Source organism: Shewanella sp. UCD-KL12, assembly GCF_001957125.1.
In the GTDB taxonomy this organism is placed as follows: domain Bacteria; phylum Pseudomonadota; class Gammaproteobacteria; order Enterobacterales; family Shewanellaceae; genus Shewanella.
Window position 1 is genome coordinate 209910 of the sequence record NZ_MPHJ01000005.1, and the last position, 26383, is coordinate 236292.

Sequence of the window (26383 nt, forward strand, 5' to 3'; positions counted from 1 at the left end):
CCCCCTCAAAGTATCTCTCTTGAAGAGCAATTGATTTAGTTCAATTTTCCTTTTCAAAATATCACTAATTCTATGAGCTCAACTATAGTTAAGTAGAAAAAATACGCGACGATATGAAAGCATAGGGATTATGTATGGATACCATCTCCAATTTAACTGTGAGACAGAAGCTATTGCTTGGGTTTGGCTTAGTGATCGCTATCTTTATTATCAGCTCAAGTATCGTCTATTTACAGATTGTAAGTATCAATACGACACAGGCTAGGCTGCTAGAACTCAGAACCCCAACAGTTCAAGCAGGCTTGAAACTAGAAGCCTCTATAACACAAACATTATCAGGTTTAAGAGGCTACCTGATTCTGGGTGGAGATCCTCAAAAAGCCAAACTCTTTAAGAATGAACGGGCGAAAGGCTGGGAGATGCTAGAGCAGTCTCTCTCGACTATGGAGCGTTTTGCAGAAAATTGGACAGTTCCAGAAAATATCAATCGCCTCAATCAGATGAAAACTGCGATTAGAGAATTTAAACAGGCCCAGCAACAGATTGAAGATATTGCCCATACAGATAAGAACATTCCCTCATTTAACCTTCTTCTCACTAAAGCAGCTCCCACAGCAACTAAGACATTAGCAACACTCACAGCAATCATTGAAAGTGAGATGCTAAACTCAAGCGACATTGAACATAAGCAGTTACTGAAAGTTTTAGCCGACAGCAGAGCGGCATTTGCTATGAGCTTAGCAAATATTCGTGCTTACCTGCTTTCAGGCGATCCCAAGTTTAAGGATAAATACCTCAATTTAGAGAATAGAAGCAATAAATTACAACAAGATATTCAGCTTTTATCCAATTTGATGTCTACTGACCAACTGCAGTTATGGGAGCAATTCACACAGTTTAGAGCTGACTTTACTCCATACGTCAAAGAGATGTTTGACTCCCGTAGTAGTGCTAAGTGGAATATAGCCAACCATTGGCTAGGTACCCTAGCAGCGCCAAAAGCGAGAGAGATAAAAAGTATTTTAGAGGAGATGAGAACCTCCCAGGCAACCCTGTTCAAAGCCGATCAACAAAGCCTAGTTGAAGCTAGTGATACCTTAAGTTTTATTCTACTTCTATCAAGCATACTCACAATCATCATGGGTAGTATTATTGCGATAATCATTAGTCGCTCTGTTACACAGCCCCTGGGAGGAGAACCCTCAGAGATGGTTGAAATAGCCAATAGCATAGCCCAGGGAGATTTAGACATAAACTTTAGCCATACTTCTAATGCACAAGGTTTGTACCTATCAATGCATAAAATGCACACAAAATTAAAAGAGCTAGTAAGTAGTATCTCCACAGCTTCTAAGCAGTTAACTGACACCGCGCTACAAACATCAGAAATGTCAGAGCAGACCAATAATAACGTTCAAGAACAATTCCAACAAACTGAACTCGTTGCCACGGCCATTGAGGAGATGACCGCAACCGTCAATGAAGTTAGCGTCAATGCTTCTAGCTGCCTAGGCGTGATACAAGATTCAGAAGTCACGATTAAAGAAGGTCAGAAAAATGTCCAACAAACCGTCAGAAATGTAGAGAAACTATCCAATGATATTAATGACGCTACTAAGGTTATTCTCTCCTTACAGGAAAAAAGCTCAACCATTAGCTCAGTTTCTGAGGTCATAGGCAGTATTGCAGAACAGACTAACTTACTCGCTTTAAATGCTGCTATTGAAGCTGCAAGGGCTGGTGAACAAGGAAGGGGATTTGCCGTAGTTGCTGACGAAGTACGTGCTCTAGCTTCTAAAACCCAAGAGTCTATATCTAGCATCAACTCCGTCATTCTCGATCTACAACAAAGTGCAGATGAAGCAGCTAAAGCAATGCACTCAAGTCAAACAAGTGCTGAAAGTACAATTTCTGAAGCGAGGGGTTCTGGTGAGTCCCTTGCAAAAATAGCAGGTTCAAGCCAACAGATCGTCGATATGGCCAGCCAGATATCTGTAGCATCTGAGGAGCAAGCCAGTGTTACACTAGATATAAGCCAGAATATTCAGATGATCAGGAATGGGGCAGAGCAGACCTCTATAGGTGCATCAGAAATGGTAAAAACCAGTGAGCACCTATCGACTCAAGCAAATGATTTGAAGTCTATGATAGCTTCATTTCGTTATTAATGATTACTCATAGCAGGTGAGATGAATTAGAAACTAAAATAATACCAATTGGTATTATTGCACTTAGTTTTGATCAATATTTGGGATTTACTCACCTAAAAGCGCTACTCTACTGGCACGTTTTTATTTTATCAGGTTAACTATGAATAACTCTGAAACGCCTCAAGTCACTGCACTCAAGCTGAAGAAAAAATCTCGATTACTCGAAGTCACATTTGATGATGGCCAGACCTTTCAACTCAGTTGTGAAATGCTTCGTGTCCACTCGCCTTCTGCAGAGGTACATGGCCACGGCAACCCAGTGTTAGTCACTCACAAGAAAAACGTTAACATTACCGCCCTCGATCCGGTCGGTAATTATGCCGTTAAAATCACCTTCGACGATGGTCATAATACCGGTCTATTTTCGTGGAAGGTACTACATGACCTTGGTACACACCAAGTTGATCTGTGGGAAAAATATCTCGCAAGGTTACGTGCAGAAAAAGCGAGTCGTGAGCCTTTAATCGACATGGCTGTAAAATACCATAACTAATTGAATACGTTAGATCCTAGGTACTAGCTCCTAGGATCTGGTTTTATTAATCTTTATTGAAGTTTGTGTTTGCGTATTTACATTTAGAGTAAAAATATCTGGCCTTGAATAATGGCCTACAACATCTAGCACTCGCTTAGCTAAAGCAGCCTGCTGTAAATCGATGTCACCATAGAGTATCCCCTTCTGCTTTCTTAATGGCCCTGCCACTATTTCACCACCTGGTGCCACAATCACTGAGTCCCCAGGATTAATCCATTCATCAGTTTCAGGGTACAAGCTATCCTTCTCAGGAAAATCCTCCGGCAGATCGCTACGCTCTAAAGCTACTCCGCAACAAAGCACCCAACAGCGCCCCTCTCTCGCAATATGTTGCATAGTGCCAAGCCAAGCATCACCGCTATCGTAAGTTGGCGCAATATAAACCTCTACACCTTGAGAGTAGAGAGTATACCTAGCTAACGGCATATAGTTCTCCCAGCACAGCAAGGTACTGAGCCTCCCCACGGGAGAGTCTATCACTCTTAAGCTAGAGCCATCACCAAAGCCCCATACCATACGTTCGGGGTTAGTAGGCATCAGCTTTCTATGACGATTGAGCAGCTTTCCCTCTTCAGAAATCACCACTGCAGTGTTGTAGAGTGTGGCCCGGCTTTGCTCTGTTCCCCTCTCATTCAAGCCACAGACTACCGTCACTTGATGCTTTTTAGCGGCCTCACATAATGGGGCTAATTCACCAGCTTCAATATTGACTGAACTATCGAGTAATCGCTTATGTAATGCCTCATTTGTTCCCCAGTCTCCCCCCGGCCTTAAACGCCATATCCAAGCTGGATATCCAGAGATAAAAGCTTCAGGGAAAATGACCAACTTAGCTGCACAGGAGGCAGCCTCTTGAATGAGTTGAACCGCTTTTAGTAGGGTTTTTTCACGATTTAATACTATTGGGGACTCTTGAACTATGGCGACTTTAGACATATCAATTACTTCCGTCTGCAAAACTGGCTCTAAAAAATCTTATTAAATTAAAGCTAGACGAAAGGGGCTATAAAGCCAGTCTTTAGCGCATTGAGCTACTAGTCTGTTTTTTCTATAGTGATCGTTAGATTTTTAGTGTCACTGGCAAACCACTTCTGCACATAGATAGTGCCTAACACTGGAGCCTGACCAGGCTCTGGGAGCTCTTGATAACGGACACTATTTTTAGTCTCTTTTTCATATTCAAACTTAATGGTTTTCTGGGTCACTGTTTTCTCTCACTGCTGACGCGTACTTAGCTAAACATTTTGATAAACTATCATGCCAACAACTTAAATGCAGCCACCATGTCTAAGCTCAAACCTGATGTTAAGATTATTTATAGCGGTATTTTTACCAAGTGGAATGAACATGAAGATGAGCTACCGAGACTAACAAAAGCGACCCTTCACGTACCTGCGGAAATAGACATTGAATTTGGCTTTATTGCCCAGATAAAAAAAGCCAAAAATCAGAAGTTAAGATACTGCATCTACCATCCAGATATCCCAGATGATGACGGTAATATACGCCCGCCTTTCGATGGCGAGGTATTTATAAAAGAAAATGATTGGAAGTTTTACCTTGGCGATACAATTTGGGCCCCTGAGCACAATAAGCTTGGTAAGTGGCGTATGACATTAGAGATTAAAGGAAAAGTCATCGCAGAAAAGACCTTCAAGGTACATATGCAAGAGGAGCAAGATCAGATCTCCGCCTTTTGGAAACGAAGAGGCTTGTGACCTCTAACAGTGAAATAAATGCCTCTCGAAAGTAATCCATTTGAGAGGATATTAACCCTAATTAAACCAACTTAGCTTCACGTTTACCCTGCATATTTCCAGCGAATCCTCATAAGCAATTTCCGCCAGTTATGCTTAACTTAATAAACTGCTTAAAGCGTTACGACTGCAGTCATTTTCTTAAGTAATTGCCGCTAATGCACGATATGAGAAAGGAAATACGATGAACCTCACCATTGCTCAACGCTTATATGCAGGTTTCGGTATCGTCATTCTGTTGATGATCTTAATCTCTATCACTACTTGGACAAATAGCAATCAAATAAGAGCAATCTCCACAGAAGTAGAGATGGATGATGTGCCAGGCGCAATCCTATATCTCCAAGTACTCGATGAAGTTGGTGACATGCAGTCCAGTGTTCTCGAGTACCTCACCGGAGAAACTGATGAGGTGGCCAACTTTGAAGAGAACTATGCAGAGTTTAATACCTTTTATAACAAGCTTAGACCGTTGGAATCTGCCAAACAAAGTGACATTGATAAGATGGACACCATCAAAAGCTTGGTAGATGAATACGCCATGCGTACTCGAAGAGATATATTCCAGCGCTATAACCCAGATACCGAAGCTTGGGCATTTGAGGTAATAAAAACGTTAGAGTCGACAGTGGGTGTTGAACTGGAAAACCTGTTAGATACGTTAAAACAGGAGGAGTACGAGGATGCCCTTCAGTCCACCGACCTTGAAGAGTCACTTCAAGATGACCTTCCCGGCGTTCGCCTTTATCTGGAGCTCATCGATGAAGCTGGCGACATGCTAGCCTCAGTCACAAGTTTCGCCGCAGGAGATACCAGCAAAAAAAACGCTTTCGATAAAGATGCCGAATCGTTTGTTAATTACTTAAACCAATTAAGGCCTCTGGAGCAAAAACCTGCAGAGCTTAAAAATTTAGAAAAGATTGAGCAGCTTTATAACAAGCTTAAATCTGACTCTTATCAAATTTTTGAACGCTTCGATCCTACGGGGCGCGCATCGGCATTAAAAGCCATTGATGATATGGAGCACTCGCTGTTTGAGAAAGTGGAAGAGATATTGGACTCTTCGGCAAGTGAAGAGCAAACGGATGCCACAAACGCGCTAGAGGAAACCTTACACCTGCTCGACAGCATGATTTTCACCCTCATTGTCGCTACAGTTATTGGTGTATTGTTAGCAGCCATTATCTCTTATCTGCTTGCGACTAGCATCAAGAAGCGCTTAGGCGAAGTGCTTACTTTAGCGAACCAGATTAGCCAAGGCGACCTCACCTCTCAACCTATTACTGACACACGCCCGGATGAGATAGGTAACTTAGCTTCAACCATGAATATCATGACCGATTCTCTCAATGAACTACTCAGAGAGATAAACTCAGTGGCTGCGACAGTAGCAAATTCATCATCTGATATCCAAAGTGCGACCCTAGAGTCAGCAGCCAGTTGTAATGAACAGGTGCATCGAACGACGGCAATAGCAACGGCTGCTGAAGAGATGTCAGCCACAGTGTCTGAAGTCGCTCAACAAAGCGCACAGGCGTCAACTAATGCAACTGAATCTGGAGAGCTGGCTCAAGAGGGAGGTGACATAGTTAAGCAAACTGTCGACGGCATAAACCGCTTGTCAGAGATGGTCACCGATGCGGCAGCGACAGTGGATCAACTGGGTACTCGCAGTAATGAGATAGGCGATGTGATTCAGGTTATTGATGGCATCGCTGAACAGACCAACCTGTTAGCGCTAAATGCGGCTATTGAGGCTGCCCGAGCAGGCGAGCAGGGGCGAGGATTTGCCGTGGTGGCTGATGAAGTCAGAACACTGGCAAGCCGAACGAGTGAAGCGACACAGGAGGTCGCCAAGTCCATAGGCGCGATTCAAGCCGATACTAAGGTAGCGATTGCCAGCATTACCGAGGGTACTGAACAAGCACATAGAAGTGTGGAGTTAGCAAAAAAAGCCGGCGAGTCCCTCGACACCATAGTCGATGGTGCCAGTGGCTTGGCAGCTATGATCACCTCAATCGCCACAGCAACAGAGCAGCAATCTGTCACCACTAATGAGATAGCAAAAGATGTCACCTCTATCAGAGAGTCATCAAATGAGGTGCTAGAGATCTCTAATCAGACATCTGAAAAGGTCCAAGGGATGAGTTCACAGGCAGTGCAACTCGAACAGCTGGTCAGTCGATTTAAACTCAGATAGGTGAGCGGGTTTTAAATTTTGGCCCCCATGATTCACTCTACAGGCATACGAAAAAGCCCCTAGCCCTCTTTATTATTAGAAGTGCCAGGGGCTTCATCTGAATCTTGGCTGAAATGAATGCGGAGAGATAGCTTACTTGAAACAATAGGAACCCTATATTAATGAGCTACAAACCTGCTTGTAACTATTAACTGCTTTAAACGAAAAAAGGCTCATCACTATCCCTAATAAGAAGTGATGAGCCTTTCGATTTTATATACGAAAAAGCCCCTAGCATTTCTGCTAGGGGCTTCATCTGAATGTGGCGGAGAGATAGGGATTTGAACCCTATATTAATGAGCTACAAACCTACTTGTAACTATTAACTGCTTTAAACGAAAAAAGGCTCATCACTATCCCTAATAAGAAGTGATGAGCCTTTCGATTTTATATACGAAAAAGCCCCTAGCATTTCTGCTAGGGGCTTCATCTGAATGTGGCGGAGAGATAGGGATTTGAACCCTAGATGGGCTACAAACCCATGCCGGTTTTCAAGACCGGTGCATTCGACCACTCTGCCATCTCTCCGAACGCCGCTGATAATAGGGATTGTTGACCTTGATGTAAAGAGCTAAATTGCATGACTGGACAAGAAAACATCATAAAACGCAATAAACCCTTAAAAAAGGGCTTAACTGCTGCTTTTTCGGCTCTTTATATTTATTTTAACTCACTAGCGTTATTTACTGTCCACAGTTAACAGTAGATTTTGCAACTCAGATAATGAGCCCACTTGATAATGAGGAGTTATGCCTTCAGGTATAGCTTGGCCATCACTGTTAAGCCAGCACGTATCAAAACCTGCATTTAACCCGCCTTGAATATCTGAATGTGGGTTATCCCCAACCATTAAAACCTTTTCCCTTACAGGGTTGTTCATATGACCTAGAGCATGCTCAAAAATGGCCACATCAGGTTTAGCAACTCCAACCTCCTCAGAGATAACAACAGGAGAGAAGCTCTGCAATAAACCGGTTCGCTCTAATCGAATTGTTTGCAACTCAGTAAAGCCATTGGTAATGATCCCCATTTGAACTTTACCAGTTAGTGCCTCGATGAGCTCTTTGGCACCTGGTAGCAAGCTACAAATATCCGCCATCGCCGCTAAAAAACCGCTATTAAGGTGCTGAGTCGGCACTGATAACTTCTCGGCCCAAGACTGAAAACGGGTATTTTGCAGTTCACACGCCGATATCTTACCGTCTTGATAATCGACCCATAACGGTTTATTCACCTCCTGATAGATCTTAAAGTCAGATAAAGAGAAATCGACATCAAATCTTGAAAACATCAGCTGTAAACCTTTAAAGGCGTCAAAATGAAACAAGGTTTCATCAGCATCAAATAAGATCCATTGGTACTTCATTATTTTCTTGTGCTCCTAATAATACCGATTGATATAAACAAAACATTGTTTGTGCGCCGACAATAATCTTCCGATTCATTAGTGTCAAACATCCTCAAGAACTTATCCCACAATCACAATTCCCCCTGTTACATCTGCTTACTTTTATTACACATTAATTAAGCCCTTAAAATGAACCTATAAGCCAAACCTGTAGTCATAAGTTGTGCAGCGAACAGCTAGCAATATGAAATTTATAGGGAATGAATAGATGATCAATGGATTACTCAAGTTACTAAAACAGAACCGCTCTTTCTTACTCTTTGTGGCCTTGATGCTGGTATTTAGAAGCGCTGTGGCCGATTGGAACTCAGTCCCCACAGGCTCTATGAAGCCTACTATTCTTGAAGGTGACAGGCTCTTGGTTAATAAGATGGCTTACGATATACGCCTGCCTTTCACCCATATCTCCTTGGTCAAGATGGCGGACCCCGCTCGAGGAGAGATCATCATTTTCGACTCAGTCAAGGCTGACAAAAAATTAGTAAAGCGTGTCATTGGTATTCCAGGTGATATCGTCGAAATGCGACAAAATACACTTTACATCAATGGCAAGGCGCTGAGCTACGAGCGACAAGACAAGCTAGCTTCCAAAACCGATAGCATAGAGAGGCTATTAGGCGTCGACCATATGGTTAGAACCCACGACACTCCTTCTCGACTTGCTAGCTTTGGCCCAGTACGTGTACCAGATAATGCCTATCTAGCACTGGGAGATAATCGCGATGCCAGCGCTGACTCTCGGGTTATAGGTTTTGTGCCCAGAACTGAGATCACAGGTAGAGCTAAGACAGTTGCTTTCTCCAATGACGTTGATAATTATTACCTATTTAGGCCAGAGCGGTTTATGCACACTCTCTAGAGGGAATAAAGCTGCAAAACTTGAGCGCGGGTTCAGTTTTGTTTATGTCATGGGCTTGGGATAATACCAGTTGCATTAAACATCTGGTCAACTCCTTAATCGAATTGGTATTAATGCCGAAATTTGCTATTTTAATGCCACTTTCTATTAAATGGATTTGCGATGAAGCAGCTCATTTCCGCCTCACTCCTCTCTTTGACCCTTATCATCTCAGGTTGTGCATCGACAACAGATAGTAAACACCTTGAGTACCTTACTTATGTAGAAGCGGGACAGCTGGTTCCAGTGACTGAATTTACCGATATTCAAGGTAATTTGATTGATCTTAACCAGTCGAGTAATGCCAAATTAATAGTGCTATTTGCAACTTGGTGTCCAGACTCCCAACGCGCGATGAAAGCCCTAGAGGCATCAGATCTCAACCTTGATCCAAATGTAGATATCATCGCGATAGGCCGCGAAGATAATAGAGAGGCGTTAGACAAGTTTGCTACTGATTATGAGATAAACTTCCCCTTGATTGCCGATACCGATAGAAGCATCTACGCTAAGTTTGCCAACGCAGGAGTGCCTAGGCTTATCTTGCTAGATGCTAAAAATACTGTTGTTAAGACCATAATCGGCGAAGGTGAAAACCCTTTAGCTGAAATACAGTGGTAACAATTCAAGCAAGATTAGGAATAACACCTATCAGCTATTCTTGTGGGCAACCTGTATTGATAAAGGGCAGGTTTGATTGCTGAAAAGTACTTTAAAGTGCGCTTGCTGCATGGTGCGGTATTGACAGATAAGCACAGTGCCATCGATTTCTGATTTTACCAACGATGCTGTCACCGCAGTATGATTAGACGCAAATGCCAAGCTAGTAGAGAAGATAAATGAACAGGCTATCACCACTGTTTTTTGGATTAGGTTAGGCATCATGTTTTTTATCATTCAGTCATCCTTTTGTACTAGTAACGCAGTAGAACACTGCATACGGTATACTCTACCAGAACAAGCTGAACGGCTACTTAACACTCTAGGTATAACACCCTAGGCATAACAGGACGTTAGCGTGCTTATTTCGTTATAAATTCATTGATGATCTCAGCAAGATGGTTAACACCTGACTCCATTTTCTCATTCCATGGCAGAGCAAAAGTAATTCTGAAATAGCTGTCGTAATTAGATGTAAATGAAAACATAGCCCCAGGAGCAATCGAGAGCTTTTGCTGGATAACCAATGACCACAAGGCTTCAGCAGATCTTCCTTCTGGCAATTTAAACCAGATACAGGGCCCACCCGTTGGCTCACTCATATACACAGAGTCATCAATTCGCTCATCCAGTAAACGTTTTGTTTTTTGATAATTGATATTCATCTGCGCCCTGAGCTTACCTGTCAGCGTATGATACTCCCCTGATGACAAGAGGTTAGCCACCATATACTGCAGTGCAATACTCGGCTCTTCGCTAAGAATTTGTTTAGCAAACTGGCATTGATCAAAGGTATTAATACACAACAGATAACCTAAACTTATGGCTGGTGAAATAGTGTCATAAAAATCACCTATGCTAATAACACTACAAGAGGAAGTTTCTGCCACTAAACTCGCGATAGTGACAGGGCGAGAAGCACCAAAGTATAGCTCACCACGATCATACTCAATCAAGGTGACATCATGATCTTCAGCCCAATTAATCAGCGACTTTTTTTCCTCAACGGACAATACCCGGCCAGTAGGATCGGCAAAGTTTGGATTCACCAGATAAGTATCAAAAGGCTGCTCTTGATATGCTTTTGAAAGCAATGCCAGCTCACTTTTGTAACTCACTTGCATGGGAACTTCTATCACATCGGCATTAAACTGCTTTAGGATCGCCTGAAAGAAAAACGATACTGGCGACTCAACCGCCACCGTTTTTCCTATCGCTTTTGCGGCAGTCAATGCCAACAGTAGCCCCTCTTGCCTACCGTTAGTCACCAAAACTCGCTCTTTAGCAAAAACTTGACCCGAACGTAACAGATGACGACAAATTTCATGCCTTAGCTCTTTGAGTCCCTCGATAGGATCTTGCATCAAGAGTTTATAGGGGCGGTGCTTTATAACCTGCTTGTGTAAGCGATTAAGCACCAACTCTTGATCAATAACGGTGCAAGGCGCTGTACATGAAAGTGGCAAAATATCAGGGTCGTTAAACGAGTATTGCACTGCATTGGCTAAATCAAGCTGAGCATGAACCCGATTAATACGAGCGCCATAGTCAGGCGGAGACACCATGCGCTTTTTAACGACAAAATAGCCGCGTTTAGGCACTGAGTGTATCCAACCTTGCCGCTCCAACTCATGGTATGCCTGACTCACAGTCGATATCCCAACACCTTTATCCCTTGCGTAGCACCTGACAGACTCAAGCTTATTACAGCCAATAGCCTCAGAATAGATGCCCGCCTCAATCCCACGAATAATCTCATCAACGATCTGCTTATACTTAAATTTAGCCACGGCATCACCATCTGTATTGGTTTTTATAACTATTAACTGTATCTGTTTTGGGTTTAAGGCTCCATATAAAGTAAAAGCCAATACAGTTAGTCATGAAATTTAAAATAGAAAATGAAGGTGAGTGAAGAATGAGTAGAGTCATAACCCAGACAGAGCGCCTCATCATTCGAGAGTTTAATCTCGATGATGCCAAAGCCGTTTATCAATTTAATGCCCCCGAAGAGGTCAACAAATTTACTGGTGATGCAGGCAAGTGTAGCAACATTAAAGATGCTGAATACATCATCAGTAACATCTGGCTAAAAGAGTATAAACAGTTCGGTTATGGTCGTTGGGCCGTGGTACTAAAAGCGACCAATGAGGTCATTGGATTTTGTGGTTTTAAAAATGATGCCCATATCAAGGCCGTTGATATTGGTTACCGCTTTCACCCTACTCACTGGGGTAAGGGCTATGCCACAGAGTCGAATCAGGCCTGTATCGAATATGCAAAACAGCATATGGCGCTTGATCGAGTTGTCGGTGATGCAGTAGCTGAGAACTTAGGTTCTATTAAGGTGTTAACAAAGTTAGGCATGCGCTATCACAGCCAATACCAAGAAGATGAATTCACCATACATCGATATGAAATCTTCTTAAAAAGCTAAGCCAATACGATAAAAAGGGGTTGTGATGGAGCCGTTTCCTAAGCTAGAAACCACAAGGCTATTATTGAATGAAACCACGCTGGCAGATACAGACTCAGTGTTTGCCCTGCTGAGCAATCCACGCGTGCTCACATACTACGATATTGAACAGTTCCAAGAGATAGACCAAGCAGCCTCCTTGATTAATTCAGATGCTGGTAAATACGCTAAGGGCTTGATGCTCAGATGGGCAGTTAGACAAAAAGAGAGTAGCAAGTATATTGGTGGCTGCGGTATTAATCGGTTTGAAGCGGACCGACATACGGCAGTCATTGGTTATGAGTTCTGCCCAAGCACATGGGGAAAAGGGTTTGCCACTGAATCCCTTCAAGCTGTCATTGAGTTCTGCTTCTCTACTCACTGCCCGCAACATGTTAATCGTATAGAAGCGTACACTATGACTGGTAACCACGCCTCTGAGGCCATACTAGGCAAACTTGGTTTTAGCCGGGAAGGACTGTTAAGGCAGCATAGCTTTTGGAAAGGCAGCTATCATGACTTAACACTGTTCTCGATACTAAGAGACGAGTTTAATCACTGATAATCACTTATTAAGCTCAACAAGGTCATCGATCATAGCAACCATACGGCCAATTTCAGGTTTAGTGATAGTGTCGTTAGCCCCTAGCTGCAGCGCCTTTTGACGGTTCCCCTCACTCATCAAAGAGGAGAACATAACTATCGGCGTCTGTGCATAGTGGCTGCTATCCCGCAGTCGCTTCAGCAGGTGTAGCCCATCCATTCTTGGCATCTCCACATCTGACACGATTGCATCAACAAAATTTTCGACAGAGCCTCCCTCCTCCTCTGCCAGACGAACAAAGTCTTCAAGGATCTCAAGCGCATCCTGACCGTCTTTGGCATCTAAGATGTTATAGCCCGCAGACTGAAGCGTTTTTTCAATCATCTTACGAATAAAGGCAGAATCATCGACAACCATCACGGTTTTAGCTTGCCGCTTGGCAAGCATATTGTCATTAATCACCACGCTCTTATCTTGAGTTACATCATATTTATCCATGCTCAATTCAGGATTAATATCGGCGATGATCTTCTCAAAATCTAAGATCATTATCAGGTGACCATCTCGTCTTACGACCGCCACCACGCAATCTTGCTCTCCAGCCTCTAAAAACTGACTCGGCGACTCAACCTGCTCCCAGGAAACACGATGAATACTCAATACGGTATCGACTAAAAAACCGTTAATCATCTTATTAAAATCAGTCACTATCACGATTTTATTGGTCAAGTCATCACAGGTTGGGATCCCCAGCCAGCTAGCTAGATCCACTAAAGGGATGAGGTTATCTCGCAAGGAGAAGACACCCACCATATGTGCCTGGGCATTAGGGTAATCTTCAGTTTCAGGAACCCTTATGACCTCACGCACTTTGGCGACGTTGATGCCATAGTGACAGACTTTATGGCCACCATTAGGTAAGGTTTTATGAAGGTGAAACTCAATAATTTCGAGTTCATTTGTACCACTTTCAGTAAGGATCTCTGATTTTTTGATGTCATTCATACTCAAAGGTGCCATGTCGCTAAAGAGATTAGCGCTAAAGAGAAATAGCTCTCAATAAAAGAAGCGCCAACTATGAGTATAGGAAGGGATTTACGCTTAGTATATTAATCAGCCAGGAAGGAAGTTTAAAAGGACCAAATATATAAAGAAGCACCAATACCACTTGATGCCTCTTTGGTTATCATTAGAAATGAATTGATTACAATTAGAGCCTCTAATGGTGAGAGCAACAGACCAGCTTATATGAGTTAATTAAGTTTTTGGTAGGCCTCGCTGCCCCAATCGAAAATATACTCGACCCCTTGCCATTCATAGATGGTGCGTCCATCCCTTTGCATAACACGCGCATTTGCAGGCAAGCTCTTCAATCCAGATGCGTATTGCACACTAGTTGTGACTCGCTTAGGTGCTTCAAGGGTGTTAGGTGGAGTCGATGCTTTCGGCGTTGAACAGCGCTGGTAGCGATAATCATTATACCTGTCATAGCGATAGGGATAGCGCCAGCTATTACGCCAATAGGGGCGATACCAAGGCCGATTCCAATAGTAGTTATGGTTATTCCAGTAGGGGGAGCCAGTACTAACACCCACTCCCCAGCGCCAACCACTATTGTAATTGGAATAGTTATGCCCCCAGCTACTGCTCCAGCTCGGTTGCACCCACACATTACTGCTCCAGTTGAAGCGATCTGAGGCTTGCGAGTCAAAGCTAGAGAGCAGCAACAAACCAGACAAGAGCAAACTTATGCCAATTCGATTTAATTGATTCATCTTACCTCCTCTCATAAGCGTTTTATTGCGCCTCAACCTTAAACCTAACCCCATATTACTCCTATTTACAGCAAGAAGTAATTTACCTCTATCTTATCTATTTTTTGTCTCTTCATTAATCGCCCTATTCTCGTCCTAAGCAGTTAAACATACGTACGAAAAATGCTATAGTGCGCGCCATATCACATTTTTATAGCAGCGACTATCAATGAGTTTTAAGGATCTACGTAGTTTTATAAGCCACCTAGAAGCCAATGGTGAACTTAAGCGGATCAGCCACCCAGTCGACCCTCATCTTGAGATGACTGAGATCGCCGATCGTGTGCTTCGTGCCAAGGGCCCAGCTCTGTTATTCGAAAACCCAGTCGGTAACGAGATGCCTGTACTAGCCAACCTGTTTGGTACACCAAAGCGGGTTGCTATGGCATTGGGTAAAGAAGATCCCCTCGCCCTACGTGAAGTGGGTGAGTTGCTTGCCTTTTTAAAAGAGCCTGAACCTCCTCGCGGCTTTAAAGATGCTATTTCGAAAATTCCTATGTTCAAGCAAGCCTTGAATATGCCACCTAAGACTGTGCGTAACCCACCTTGTCAAGAGGTGGTAAAGACAGGTGATGAGGTGGATCTGACTAAGCTTCCAATACAGCACTGCTGGCCTGGCGATGTCGCGCCTTTGGTTACTTGGGGATTGACCATTACCAAAGGGCCACGACAGAAGCGTCAGAATTTAGGTATCTATCGCCAGCAGTTGCTGGGCAGAGATAAACTCATCATGCGTTGGCTCGACCATCGTGGTGGTGCGCTAGATTTTAAAGATTTTAAAGAGAAACACCCAGGTGAACGCTACCCAGTGGTCGTGGCTTTAGGCTCAGATCCTGTCACCATATTAGGCGCTGTTACCCCAGTACCGGACTCCATGAGTGAGTATGCCTTTGCAGGCCTACTTCGCGGCGAGCGCACCGAAGTCTGTAAGGCCATTAGCTGTGACTTAGAGGTCCCTGCCACCAGCGAAATCATCTTAGAGGGCTATATTGACCCTGACGAGATGGCTGAAGAGGGCCCCTATGGCGATCATACTGGCTATTATAACGAGACAGACTCTTTCCCTGTGTTCACTGTGACTCATGTGACTCACAGAAAAGATGCTATCTACCACAGCACTTACACAGGCCGTCCGCCTGATGAGCCTGCCATGTTAGGTGTGGCATTGAACGAAGTGTTTGTGCCAATTCTGCGTAAGCAGTACCCAGAGATCATCGACTTTTACCTGCCACCAGAAGGCTGCTCTTACCGGATGGCGGTCATCTCTATTCGCAAGCAGTACCCAGGTCATGCTAAGCGAGTGATGATGGGCGCTTGGTCTTTCCTGCGTCAGTTTATGTATACCAAATTTATTGTGGTAGTCGATGAAGATGTTGACTGCCGTGATTGGAATGATGTGATCTGGGCGATTACCACGCGTATGGATCCTAAACGCGATACCGTCATGATAGAGAACACGCCAATTGACTATCTGGATTTTGCTTCTCCAGTAGCGGGGCTAGGCTCAAAAATGGGCATGGATGCAACCAATAAATGGGAAGGCGAAACCGATCGCGAATGGGGAACCCCAATCGTAATGGATCAAGCCGTTAAAGATAAAGTTGACGCTATTTGGGCTGACTTAGGCATAGACAGCTAGACTTAGTAAGCTAGACATAGCGAGCTAACTACATATAGAAGGCTGCACCAAATCAACAAGATTTATCGCTTTGGCGCAGCTTAACACTGACTTTTGTACTCAAATTTGTGTACTTAACACTTTGTATTTTAATAGACAGTAAAACTCCCATAGAGGAGTTCGAAAAGGACGTTAGATGAACACCATAAGCTGTAAAATCGAAACTGTTAGCCCATTCAATGATGCGGTTTATCAAATCATTCTAAAACCTGAAACAGCGTTCGATTTCAACGCAGGTCAATATCTCTGCGTCGTTATGGGCGAGAAAGACAAGCGTCCATTTTCAATCGCCTCAGCACCAGACTCAGAACATATCGAGCTGCATATTGGCGCTGCTGTTAGCGAAAGCTACCCTATGCAAGTCGTTGAACGCATGAAAGACTGCATGGCCAATGATGGATCTATTGAGATTGAAGTTCCTGGCGGCGAAGCTCATCTAAGACATGAGAGTAAGCGTCCAAGATTATTGATCGCTGGTGGCACAGGTTTCTCCTATATCAAGAGTATTGTCGAGCACCAGATAGCCCTTGGCCAAAAGGTTGAAACCACACTTTACTGGGGTTGTCGCAATGCCGATGCCATGTATTACCAGTCAATCGCTCAAGAATGGCATGAAGCCCATCCATGGCTGCATTTTGTTCCCGTACTTGAGGAAGCTGGTGGAGATTGGAAAGGTAAGAAGGCTAACCTACTTGCTCAAATCAAAGCTGACTTTGTTAGTCTAAATGGCTATGACATCTATATTGCTGGACGTTTCGATATGGTGGGTGCAGCTCGTGAACAGTTCCGCGAGATGGGCATTGATGAACCGCATCTCTATGGCGATGCGTTCGCGTTTATCAAATAGAGGTTAACGATTAGGTTCTTGGCTCTAAGTTCTAGGAACTCGAGCCTTGAACCTAGAGCCATCTTTTATCCAAGCTTAAATCTGCACCTTGTCGTACTTATACCAGGCAACGGTATTCCCCAGTAGCGGGACTATCCAAACCGCTGTTTCTTTGTCCTTGTACAGGCGATAAAAGTAGAGATCTTCTTCAATAATCTCATGCTTTCTGATCTCACGATAAAATGGCATCGCCGCTGAGCTGACCTTGTCTGGCTTGATTAGCTGCTTTTGTGACACCTTAACCTGAAACACATCCACATCTAACTCACCTATCTGCTCTCTGTGCTGAGTAAAGTGTCCCTTAACCTTGTACTTGATTGGTGTAGTCAAACAACCTTCATCCGTTACACAGGCTGCCGAGTAAAACTTACCACTGTTATCGTCTTCATAGATCAGCGACAGGCTGATATCAGAACGGACCAACATCTCCCCTTTTACAGGATAATAAATATCTGCATGATAGTGATGCTCAACAAAGTGCGCGCTATCAAGTTCTGTTGGTGGAATGATAACCCGGTTATAGCGGATCCGCTGCTCCATAGCCTTGGTCAATTCAGCAAAGCTATCCATGTCTAATCCAGCTGGAGTGAGATCTGTAGCAGCAATATTGATCAAGCCATGGCCAGCGCAGCCATTTTTATCATAGTCAGGGCAAACTGCCATAGAGTAGTAATTACCATCAGTGGCAGCATAACCACTGTAAGGTGTAAGCTGAGCCAGATGATTACTCTCAGGTGCTAAATGCTTCTGCCACATACTGGGATGAAGATGCGCCACATCATCCTTATAAAATAGCGGAACCTCCTGCTTTATTCCGCCGATATTCAGTGGAATAGTTTTCTCACTATTCCAGCTGCCAGCGTCTTTCACGACGCCATGATAGTCACTGCTATACCACAGGTAGGTTAGCAATATTATGGCGATAACAATGCCACTGATTTTCACCAGCAAAGAGACATCAATAATGGCATCGCGAACAGCAACAGGATCGTTGACCGCCAACATCTTGATATGGGAGCGATTAGAGATATTTAGCTGATAACCACGACCAGCAATAGTCCTCAAGACGACTTCTGGATAAGGTTCGAGCTTTTTACGTAATGTACTTACACACTGAGTTAATGACGTTGCAGCAACAACTCTATCTACCCAGCCAGCAGCGAGGAGCTCCTCTTTAGTGCAGACTGCACCAGTGGAGATAATAAGCTGATTTAACACCGCCGACTCGGACAGAGTCAAGGTAATGGTTTTATTTTCAGCGCGATCCACCAACTGCTTGGCTTCTTCGTCTAACTCCAGATAAGGAGTGATTTTTTGCACCTTAAACCTCAATTAATCGATAACAATTTTATTGGTATAATAGATCGACTACAAATTAGTCTACTGACTTTAGTTACTGAATAATGTGACTCTTTTAGCAAATAGTCTAGGTAAGACTCTTCCAAAATAGAAGGTTATCACAGATTATCTGTTCGGCTTTTACATTATTCAAACAAGTCAATGACGCCTAATTTAGCAAGGGTGAAATTAGAAAACCAGTGCTAAAGAGGACGCTTATTAAAAATGGTATAACTCGCTGCCGTTAAGGCTAATATCCAGCTCAACATACCAGCAAAAAGCCCAGAAACGCCCCAGCCAGAGTCGACAAATACCGATAAGCCGCCACCGCCAGCATCTAAACCAGAAACATTCATCGCGCGATAAAGATCCGTAGGATTCAGTACCATTAAAAAGTTGATCACTTGCTGATTGATAAATGAAAGGTCAGCAATGAGCAAAGTTAACAGCAACAGATCGTAGATCAGCACGAATAGAAACCACAGCAGTAGAATGGTCGCTACTGCCTTAGCCTTCTCACTCGCTTTTAGACTGACAATGTAGCCAAACAGGATAAAGGTGATCGCCAGCATAATACTGCTGCAAATAAACTGCGCAAACTGAATAAGGGTATCGAGCGTGTTATAACCATTCCCGACTAACAATAGAAGCAGACAAGTAAAGCCAAAGGCTGAGGTGATAGTTAACCCCATCACTATGCTATGCCCTAGCAACTTCCCTTGCAAAATTTGCATCCGACTCAAGGGGTAGGAGAGCAGTAACAGCAAGGTACCCGCCTCATCCTCTCCAACAAACGCATCATAACTGATCAGCATGGCAGCCAATGGAATAATAAACACCGCAATAGTCGAAAGGCTAGACATCAAGGCTGAGATATCTGGCAATGACAACTCTCCACGAATGGCACTACCCGCAAAGGTGACACTCAATGAGAGCACTAAAAAGATGATGGAGATAAACATTCCCCAGCGATTTCTCAGTGAGTCCCTGATCTCCTTCTTGGCGATAATCATCACAGGGGAGCGTTTTAACTGACTAATATTCATAAACATATAACAAGGCGCTCTTGGCTTTGACCCGATTTAACGGTCACAAGCTTGGTCATTGTAGTAACGATAGATCTCTGCAAGACCTGGCTCAAAAATAGAAAGATCAAACACGCTATGCTGAGAAGTTAAATATTGCAGTATTTCCGCTTTATGCTCCCTATCAATATAAAGCGCCTCATCAATGCACAGGCTTTGTAACCGTGCTGATTGTGAAACGGCCTGCTTAAGCGCTGGGGAGGTAATTTTTATCTTGAGCTGACTTTGCTGCCTTAGAGAGTCCATACCGCCGGAGGCTAGACTTTTCCCTCTTGCTAAAATCAGTGCATGGTCAATATTATTTTCAATCAAAGACAGCTCATGGGTGCATACAATCACAGCTGTCCCCTGCTGCTTTAACTCATCTATCTTGGCATAAAGAAACTGAGAGGCCGCAGGATCGAGTCCTACTGTAGGCTCATCGAGTAGCAATAACTCAGGTTCACTCAAAATAGCTTGGGCAAAGCCCAGTCGCTGAGCCATGCCTTTAGAATAGGTTTTCAGTTGACGGCCTTTTGCATACTCGAGCCCAAACTCCTCAATAAGCTCAGAAACCTTGCTGGCACTGACGCCTTTTAACTCGGCAAAGTAAGTTAAGATCTCTTCGCCAGTGAGCTTGTCATAAAAACTGACATTTTCAGGCAGATATCCAATTCTAAGATCGGCTCTCGCACTCTGCTGAGTGACCTTGCGGCCTAGAATATCTATCTCACCGCCCATAGGAGTGATAAGCCCAAGCAATATTTTAATCAAGGTAGATTTACCGGCACCATTATGGCCCAGTAGCGCCATCGTCTGCCCTTGAGGCAAGTCGAAGCTGACATCGTCTAGTGCTAAAAAGTGACCAAACTCATGTCGAATATTGCGCCCAGTAACTGCAAGGCCCTTGTTCATCTTACATCCTAATTCTATAAAACAATGGCTGATCTGAGTCAGCACACGATATCGATTATTGTAATAGGGGGTAGCTATCGATAATGCCGTTTGCATCACCCAATTCAAATTGCCTATCAACCCATCTGAGCACTGCAACTATAGGGCTATCCATCAAAAAGCTCGCTTCAGGATAAAGCCAAAATAATTTATCAATATTATCATTGGGCCTATAGGGAGTATTGCCGATGCCATCCAAATTGTGATCCCAACCTAGATAACCACTCCAGTAGTTGCCACGGCCATCTTTACTCCATTCAAGTAGCTTATCGCCAACATATTTCACCTGACTAAAGTTATCGATAAACAGGTTCTCATAGACCCGATTGCCCTCTCCTCCCATCGCCATATAGAAGCCAATATCGCAGTGAGAAAAGCGATTACCCCGCACCGAGTTATCCCGAGCACCATAGATAAAGATCCCTTTCCCCTCTTTACCAGGCATAACCTCCTGTGCCGGGTTGATAATCTGTTCAACCTTATTGGACTCGACGAGTGACGCTTTAGTCATATTGAGTAAGATGCCAAAATCTAACGCTTGCCATACCTTGTTATGGTGAAGGTGGATCTGTTCTGAGTTCATCAAGGCGTAACCACCGTCGACCCGATAGCTCTGATTATTCGCAGCCTCGTCAAATTTGGAGTACATATAGTGAATACCGTACTGCTGGTCAAAGAAGCGATTGCCAAACACCTTGCTACTCTCTGTCGACTCTAAATAGACACCGTCTCTGACCTGAGAGATAACATTGTCATTAATTACGGCGAAATGAACGTGCCTTAAGTGGATACCATCTCCCCTATCTAACTTAAAAAGCTCAAGGTTGCCCTTAATAACATTAGCGGTGATCTCTATATCTTTGACTTCACTGGCATAGATGCCGAAACCATCACCACTCATTTCGTTATTACTGACATGCAGACGATCAGCGCCCTTTAAACCAAGCACTGCAGCATCGCTCTCGTAGTGATCCGCTCCCCAGTTTTCTATCTTCAAACCCGCAATCGTGACATCAGGCGCAGATACGGTAAAAGCGCTTCCCTCACCAAGGGCGTCGATAGTCACCTGTTCGAGGCTAAAAATAGACAGGGTTTTATCGACGTTGAAATGCCCCTGATACAGACCCGCTTTCAATTGCAGTTGGTCACCAGACTGGGCATGTTGCAGATGATATGTGAGCGACTTGGCATCATTGATCTCAATAATCCTAGCCTGGGATAAACTAGTAAAAATCAATAATAGTATTAATAGTCCAGAGCGGAGCATGCATCACTCTCCAGAGACGTAACATGGCGGAAGCATAAATTATCTTAGTTCCCCATAATGAGTTCAAGGTTGATATCTTCAAACTGCAACACAGCTCCACCAAACTCTGTTGCAAACTGCTCAGCAGCCTCTTTGCTATTAAAAGGTGCCACGGCCGGCCCCATTACAGCCTGTTTGCTAGTACCGTACACATACCACGCTTGCTTAGCATCAATAAAGCTAGAGTCATCAGGATGCTGCCAATCCGTCACCGCCATGTCATGCACCATAAGCGCTGTAATTTGACGCTGATTCTCAGGCTGAAGCGCAAAGCTAAACATATCCCGCGTCGAGCAGAACTTAGGCACTAAGGTTTCACCTCTTAAGTGAACCTGACCTTTAGGTCCTGGGTACTTCTTTATCATCATGCCGCATTGGTGACAGCGGTCATGGGTGTTGATCGTTTCAGCTTGCTGCTTCACTGCAGCGACATCACCCTGACTACATGCAAAGAGTGATGGAAGAATTAAGCACAATATAAGGAATTTTTTCATAGCAGTTCCAACAAGCGATAGAGTGACTCAACACCTCATTTAGTACCTTGCAGGGAATAACCAAAGAGGTGTGAGTCATCGATAATAGCCTTGAGTGTTTTCTCTTTTTATCTCAGCGTGGCAATCCCACCTAATACTCACCTTGCAGGGACGGTGTATTAGGAGGGATACCTATCAAGACCCACTAGATAGCAAAGTTTTGACCCGCATAAATGATGAATAAACGTAGACACATCATGCCACTGACAGCACATACACCTGAGGCATAGAACGCCTTTGCTGAGTGACTAAAGCGTTTACTCGTTGCAAAGTTGAGCAGCAGCGGACCACCGAAACCGATACCGACAACACCTAGCCAGAACACTCCAGCCCATTCTCCAGTATGGAAAGCCGAGAAAGCACTTTGCATACCCGCATTACCACTAAATAGTGACATAGCGATCATGAAGATAAACAGGATTTCAGCCGCCATGATTGGCCATTCCGCGCCATGAAGCAGCTTCATATCTTGGCTGTGCAACTCTTCCTTAAACATCGATACTGCAAGCATTTTTGCACTTGCAGCGCCCGCTGAGATACCCGATGCAATAAATAGCGCAGGTAACACAGAGGTGTTGATTATTGGGAAGCGAATAAGTGCAGAGATCAAGAAGCCAGTATAAGCACACACCGCCATCGCCAAAATAAGCACGACCACTTCACAGGGGCGACGCACACCTTTTAGCTTCTCGATGATAGGCAGTAACACAGCTAGCGCTGGGATTTTACGGATCTCATCTTCAAACGCGAGCAGTGTAATTAAGGCAACCAGAGGGATATAAGCCGTCAGCGCAATCACACCTATCGACATCACTGAATTTAGGTTGTAGTAAACCAGTATTCGCCAGAAAAACAGTGGATTGGTTAGATCTAATACCAAACACAGCATGCCTAAACTAATTGTCACTAACGAGATCAGTGCAGCCGCTTTATAAAATGGCGTATTTTCAGTTTGCCCTTTATAGAAACGAATAAAAATCGCCGTTGCTATCGCACCACCTGAGATCCCTGCAAAAAATAGGTATACCGCAATAGGCCAGGGCCAAGCGATACCATCAGATAGCCCCATAGTGAATTCCATTGAACCATCCATCGCTATACCCCCACCTTATTATCGGAGAACGCCAGCATATTTGGGGAGCCCTCCATAGTGAACTCTATTGAAGCATTCATCTCTACACCCCCAGCTTATTAATCGCTATGTATCGTAGACTTAGCCTGGCGATACCATCGAGAGTGATTTTCATTGAAGCGTTCATCTCTACACTCCCAGCTTAACAATAGGTATGTATCGCAAACTCGGCTCGGTCCCAAAACCTGGCTTCATTCGCACAGAGTCCTTCACCCTAAGTAGCTTACTCACATAGGAGGTCGGATCGCTTGCATCACCAAAGATCAATGCATCATAACGGCACTGCTGAACACATGCAGGTAACTCACCCTTTGCAAGTTTACTGTTCAAACAGAAATCACAGTTATCGGCAACATCAGTCTCTTTATTGATAAAACGTGCATCGTAAGGACAAGCACCAATACAGTACTTACAACCCGCACACTTATCAGCATTCATGGTGACAATACCCGTTTTCTCATCTCTATGGGCTGCACCTGTTGGACACACAGTAACGCAAGGGGCGTTCTGACACTGTTGGCAAGAGACACGTACAAACTTACGTTCGCAATCACACTCAGTTTTGCCACAGTGAGGACACTTCTCACCAATCACACCACCAGATTGCTGCTCCAATAACATGCGAGACTTGCCCTCTGGTAAATGATTGGCCTTGTTACATGCCTCTTTACACTCACCACAACCTGTACACTTGTTTTGGTCGAATACCATTACATAGTGAGGCTTACTTGCATCAGACTCCTCTTTGACCGAGCTACACCCTAAGGGAGCTAGTATCAAAGAGCTGGCTCCTAAGCATTTTAGGAACCTCCGTCTCTCTATATTCTCACTCACATCATCCTCCATCTATCAGCTATTTTGCTGATCTGTTTTTTATTTCGGTTTTAGTGACTCTACTCAGTTGTAGTCACTGAACGATTAGATATATTTTGCTCGGCTTTCAAAATTGCATTATTAATTGACTCACGGTTGAAGCTTTGACTATCGCTTTTCAGTAGTAGCTGCCACTGCTCAATGGCATGCTCATAGTCACCATGAAGGTAGGCATGAGTTGCAAGCAGTAACCTTGATTGGTACTCATACTCATCGATAGCCAACGCCCTCTTTAATACTAAAGTGACGGCTAAGTTCATCTCACGGCCATCTCGGTAGTACAGTGCGCTAGCTTTCATGCCTAGGACTCCAGCATCCTCTCCAGTTAACTGCAGTAGCTCATCGAGCGTACTCACAGACTCGCTATAGAGCCCGCCATCAGCATAGGATTGAGCCAGATTTAATAATGCAATTTCATTGGTTGGTTGTTCACTTGCACGACGTGCATTTCGATTGATATCTGCGGCGATCAGATAATCAATACTTTCATCGACCACAGCCCTATCCCACTCAGAAAAACGCCCTAAGTGGGAATAAAGCGTGGTACAGATAAATATCAGTGCTATGGATAGTGCTGCGGGGATCTTGTAGTCAGCAGAGCTTGAACGCGGGGTCAACACCTGCAGATGCTCGGTTGAACTCATGTCTTCACAATGACGTAAACATTGGAGATGATGTCGCCATAGCAATGCTATAAAAGCTGACAGAGTAATTGCGATCCCAACAACAAGACTATTCATAAACACACTCTAAAACGGATTAATTTGCTCACACTTATTTGCTAATGGTGACTAGTGGCCCTTTCCACTCATCCCCATCATTCCACCCATGCCCATACCGCTAAGCCCCATACCGTGAGAGTTCTCACCTGGCTCCTCAACTTTTACCAACTCAACTTCAAAAATCAGTGTCGAACTTGGCGGAATAATACCGACTTGCTTGTCACCATAGGCAAGCTCTGCAGGGATTGAGAGTTTGAAGGTCGAGCCCTCAGGCATCAGGGTTATCCCCTCTTGCCAGCCTTCGATAACACTCATAAGCGCAAAGCGATTTGGCTCGTCTCTGTCATATGAGTTATCAAACTCAGTACCGTCAATCAGCATGCCCTTGTAGTGAACCGTGACGACATCTTCTGGGTTGGCTTTGCGGCCTTCACCTAGCGTAATGACTTCATACTGCAGACCCGATTCAGTCTCGGTAACCTTGGCGCTTTTTTTGTTGCTCGCTAAGTATTCAACGCCCGCCTTAAGGCTCGCCTGTGCAATTTGTGCATCTCTGGCTTCACGGGCACTGTTTAACTGCTCTGCACGTTGATTTAAAAGGGTTAAAATCTCCTCATCAGAGAACTTCTGCTCCCCCTTAAGCGAGTCCAGAACGCCTTGAATAACCTGATCAACATCGACATCCACACCTAACTGTGTCTGACTATATATCTGGCTTGAAACATACTTTCCTAATGATGCCCCTATGCTGTAGGACTCTTTTTGTAGGTCAGTGTTAGCCGCGTCATTTGCCATACTGAATCCAGATACAAACAGAGAGAGGCCAGTGATCACAGCAAGGGAAGTTTTAGTCATCTTTTTCATATCGTATTCTCATCTTTTAATCTAACTTGTTAATGCTTAGCTTTTCTGAACATCTTTCTGTTAAGGCTTTTCAGTGACTCGGTTTGATAAGCGCCACCCATAAATGCCGTCATACATATGCCTCACTCCGGTATAGCCCTCTTTCATTACAGCTCTTGCCGCAATTTCACTGGCATTACATAAGCGGTTAGCACAATAAAAAACCATGACGGTATCCTTGTTCTCTGGCAGCAGCTTTTTCCAATCTTTAACGTTGAAGTAGATAGCACCTGGGATATAACCTTCAGCCCAAAGCTCCAACGTATTTACATCATAAAAGTAGACTCCTTCCATACCCACTAGGGTTTCCGCCTCCATCATGGAGATAGGGTTAAGCTGGAACTCATAGACTTTGGCGGGGCCAAAATCTGAACCACTTCCAGCAAAACAGGTTGCAGTACTCAAGAGTAAAGCGATTGAAACTATGATTTGACCCAGTGCTTTTTTCATATTTATATCTCTTAATTACCTCGG

At 44.0% G+C, this 26383-nt stretch carries 27 protein-coding genes and 1 tRNA gene; 10 read left to right on the forward strand and 18 right to left on the reverse strand.

Features of this window, described 5'->3' with window-relative positions:
• The first annotated feature begins 134 nt into the window (after positions 1-134).
• Together BM736_RS11690 and BM736_RS11695 are read left to right on the forward strand one after the other, a co-directional pair.
• A complete protein-coding gene (locus BM736_RS11690) occupies positions 135-2168 on the forward strand; it encodes a methyl-accepting chemotaxis protein (RefSeq protein ID WP_076412200.1) in 2034 nt (677 codons plus the stop codon).
• Between the two features lie 142 nt (positions 2169-2310).
• Complete coding sequence (locus tag BM736_RS11695) at positions 2311-2703, forward strand: gamma-butyrobetaine hydroxylase-like domain-containing protein (protein WP_076412203.1); 393 nt, start codon at positions 2311-2313, stop codon at positions 2701-2703.
• 30 nt (positions 2704-2733) lie between these two features.
• Here BM736_RS11695 and BM736_RS11700 read toward each other — a convergent pair whose 3' ends face one another.
• Together BM736_RS11700 and BM736_RS25180 are read right to left on the reverse strand one after the other, a co-directional pair.
• The gene (locus tag BM736_RS11700; RefSeq protein ID WP_306170163.1) at positions 2734-3702 is read right to left on the reverse strand and encodes a carbon-nitrogen hydrolase family protein; all 969 of its coding nucleotides are present in this window, start codon (positions 3700-3702) and stop codon (positions 2734-2736) included.
• A gap of 77 nt (positions 3703-3779) precedes the next feature.
• Complete coding sequence (locus BM736_RS25180; protein ID WP_179079048.1) at positions 3780-3950, reverse strand: hypothetical protein; 171 nt, start codon at positions 3948-3950, stop codon at positions 3780-3782.
• 78 nt (positions 3951-4028) lie between these two features.
• Between BM736_RS25180 and BM736_RS11705 the strand changes: the two genes are divergently transcribed.
• Both BM736_RS11705 and BM736_RS11710 read left to right on the forward strand, forming a co-directional pair.
• Positions 4029-4463, forward strand: a complete 435-nt coding sequence (locus BM736_RS11705; RefSeq protein ID WP_076412209.1) for a DUF3859 domain-containing protein — start codon at positions 4029-4031, stop codon at positions 4461-4463.
• Between the two features lie 223 nt (positions 4464-4686).
• Positions 4687-6702 (forward strand): methyl-accepting chemotaxis protein, encoded by a 2016-nt coding sequence (locus BM736_RS11710; RefSeq protein WP_076412212.1) that lies wholly within the window; start codon positions 4687-4689, stop codon positions 6700-6702.
• 476 nt (positions 6703-7178) lie between these two features.
• Here BM736_RS11710 and BM736_RS11715 read toward each other — a convergent pair.
• Positions 7179-7269, reverse strand: a tRNA-Ser gene (locus BM736_RS11715).
• A gap of 151 nt (positions 7270-7420) precedes the next feature.
• Positions 7421-8107 (reverse strand): pyrimidine 5'-nucleotidase, encoded by a 687-nt coding sequence (yjjG, locus tag BM736_RS11720; RefSeq protein ID WP_076412214.1) that lies wholly within the window; start codon positions 8105-8107, stop codon positions 7421-7423.
• Positions 8108-8357: 250 nt separating this feature from the next.
• Here yjjG and lepB point away from each other — a divergent pair, with 250 nt between their 5' ends.
• Positions 8358-9008 (forward strand): signal peptidase I, encoded by a 651-nt coding sequence (gene lepB / locus BM736_RS11725; protein ID WP_076412216.1) that lies wholly within the window; start codon positions 8358-8360, stop codon positions 9006-9008.
• A 162-nt stretch (positions 9009-9170) separates the two neighbouring features.
• Positions 9171-9668, forward strand: coding sequence for a TlpA disulfide reductase family protein (locus BM736_RS11730; protein WP_076412218.1), 498 nt, complete (start codon positions 9171-9173; stop codon positions 9666-9668).
• Between the two features lie 30 nt (positions 9669-9698).
• On the opposite strand, the gene BM736_RS11735 is transcribed toward BM736_RS11730, so the two are convergent.
• Together BM736_RS11735 and BM736_RS11740 are read right to left on the reverse strand one after the other, a co-directional pair.
• Positions 9699-9944 (reverse strand): hypothetical protein, encoded by a 246-nt coding sequence (locus BM736_RS11735; protein ID WP_076412221.1) that lies wholly within the window; start codon positions 9942-9944, stop codon positions 9699-9701.
• Positions 9945-10069: 125 nt separating this feature from the next.
• On the reverse strand, positions 10070-11497 hold the full coding sequence (locus tag BM736_RS11740; protein WP_076412525.1) for a PLP-dependent aminotransferase family protein: 1428 nt from the start codon (positions 11495-11497) through the stop codon (positions 10070-10072).
• A gap of 128 nt (positions 11498-11625) precedes the next feature.
• Between BM736_RS11740 and BM736_RS11745 the strand changes: the two genes are divergently transcribed.
• Both BM736_RS11745 and BM736_RS11750 read left to right on the forward strand, forming a co-directional pair.
• Positions 11626-12144: a GNAT family N-acetyltransferase gene (locus BM736_RS11745; RefSeq protein ID WP_076412224.1), complete on the forward strand. Its 519-nt coding sequence runs from the start codon at positions 11626-11628 to the stop codon at positions 12142-12144.
• 25 nt (positions 12145-12169) lie between these two features.
• A complete protein-coding gene (locus tag BM736_RS11750) occupies positions 12170-12724 on the forward strand; it encodes a GNAT family N-acetyltransferase (RefSeq protein WP_076412226.1) in 555 nt (184 codons plus the stop codon).
• Positions 12725-12727: 3 nt separating this feature from the next.
• Here the strand turns inward: BM736_RS11750 and BM736_RS11755 are convergent, their stop codons facing one another.
• Both BM736_RS11755 and BM736_RS11760 read right to left on the reverse strand, forming a co-directional pair.
• Positions 12728-13711: a chemotaxis protein CheV gene (locus BM736_RS11755; protein ID WP_076412229.1), complete on the reverse strand. Its 984-nt coding sequence runs from the start codon at positions 13709-13711 to the stop codon at positions 12728-12730.
• A gap of 248 nt (positions 13712-13959) precedes the next feature.
• Positions 13960-14481 carry a hypothetical protein gene (locus BM736_RS11760; protein WP_076412527.1) on the reverse strand — a complete coding sequence of 174 codons (522 nt, stop codon included), beginning with the start codon at positions 14479-14481 and terminating at the stop codon, positions 13960-13962.
• Positions 14482-14689: 208 nt separating this feature from the next.
• Between BM736_RS11760 and ubiD the strand changes: the two genes are divergently transcribed.
• A complete protein-coding gene (gene ubiD / locus BM736_RS11765) occupies positions 14690-16159 on the forward strand; it encodes a 4-hydroxy-3-polyprenylbenzoate decarboxylase (protein WP_076412233.1) in 1470 nt (489 codons plus the stop codon).
• 175 nt (positions 16160-16334) lie between these two features.
• The gene (gene fre, locus BM736_RS11770) at positions 16335-17045 is read left to right on the forward strand and encodes an NAD(P)H-flavin reductase (RefSeq protein ID WP_076412237.1); all 711 of its coding nucleotides are present in this window, start codon (positions 16335-16337) and stop codon (positions 17043-17045) included.
• Positions 17046-17120: 75 nt separating this feature from the next.
• Here fre and BM736_RS11775 read toward each other — a convergent pair whose 3' ends face one another.
• The 10 genes from BM736_RS11775 to BM736_RS11820 form a co-directional block, all read right to left on the reverse strand.
• Positions 17121-18404, reverse strand: coding sequence for a winged helix-turn-helix domain-containing protein (locus tag BM736_RS11775; RefSeq protein ID WP_076412240.1), 1284 nt, complete (start codon positions 18402-18404; stop codon positions 17121-17123).
• Between the two features lie 221 nt (positions 18405-18625).
• The gene (locus tag BM736_RS11780) at positions 18626-19474 is read right to left on the reverse strand and encodes an ABC transporter permease (protein WP_256717811.1); all 849 of its coding nucleotides are present in this window, start codon (positions 19472-19474) and stop codon (positions 18626-18628) included.
• A 30-nt stretch (positions 19475-19504) separates the two neighbouring features.
• Positions 19505-20401 carry an ABC transporter ATP-binding protein gene (locus BM736_RS11785; RefSeq protein WP_076412243.1) on the reverse strand — a complete coding sequence of 299 codons (897 nt, stop codon included), beginning with the start codon at positions 20399-20401 and terminating at the stop codon, positions 19505-19507.
• Between the two features lie 55 nt (positions 20402-20456).
• A complete protein-coding gene (nosD, locus tag BM736_RS11790) occupies positions 20457-21707 on the reverse strand; it encodes a nitrous oxide reductase family maturation protein NosD (RefSeq protein ID WP_076412246.1) in 1251 nt (416 codons plus the stop codon).
• Positions 21708-21751: 44 nt separating this feature from the next.
• Positions 21752-22240, reverse strand: coding sequence for a nitrous oxide reductase accessory protein NosL (locus tag BM736_RS11795; RefSeq protein ID WP_076412249.1), 489 nt, complete (start codon positions 22238-22240; stop codon positions 21752-21754).
• Positions 22241-22424: 184 nt separating this feature from the next.
• A complete protein-coding gene (gene nrfD, locus BM736_RS11800) occupies positions 22425-23372 on the reverse strand; it encodes an NrfD/PsrC family molybdoenzyme membrane anchor subunit (RefSeq protein ID WP_076412252.1) in 948 nt (315 codons plus the stop codon).
• A gap of 168 nt (positions 23373-23540) precedes the next feature.
• A complete protein-coding gene (locus tag BM736_RS11805) occupies positions 23541-24245 on the reverse strand; it encodes a 4Fe-4S dicluster domain-containing protein (RefSeq protein ID WP_076412531.1) in 705 nt (234 codons plus the stop codon).
• A 59-nt stretch (positions 24246-24304) separates the two neighbouring features.
• On the reverse strand, positions 24305-25024 hold the full coding sequence (locus BM736_RS11810) for a nitrite reductase (protein WP_076412255.1): 720 nt from the start codon (positions 25022-25024) through the stop codon (positions 24305-24307).
• A 51-nt stretch (positions 25025-25075) separates the two neighbouring features.
• A complete protein-coding gene (locus BM736_RS11815; RefSeq protein WP_076412258.1) occupies positions 25076-25870 on the reverse strand; it encodes an FKBP-type peptidyl-prolyl cis-trans isomerase in 795 nt (264 codons plus the stop codon).
• Between the two features lie 60 nt (positions 25871-25930).
• Positions 25931-26359 carry a rhodanese-like domain-containing protein gene (locus BM736_RS11820; protein WP_076412260.1) on the reverse strand — a complete coding sequence of 143 codons (429 nt, stop codon included), beginning with the start codon at positions 26357-26359 and terminating at the stop codon, positions 25931-25933.
• Positions 26360-26383: the final 24 nt, after the last annotated feature.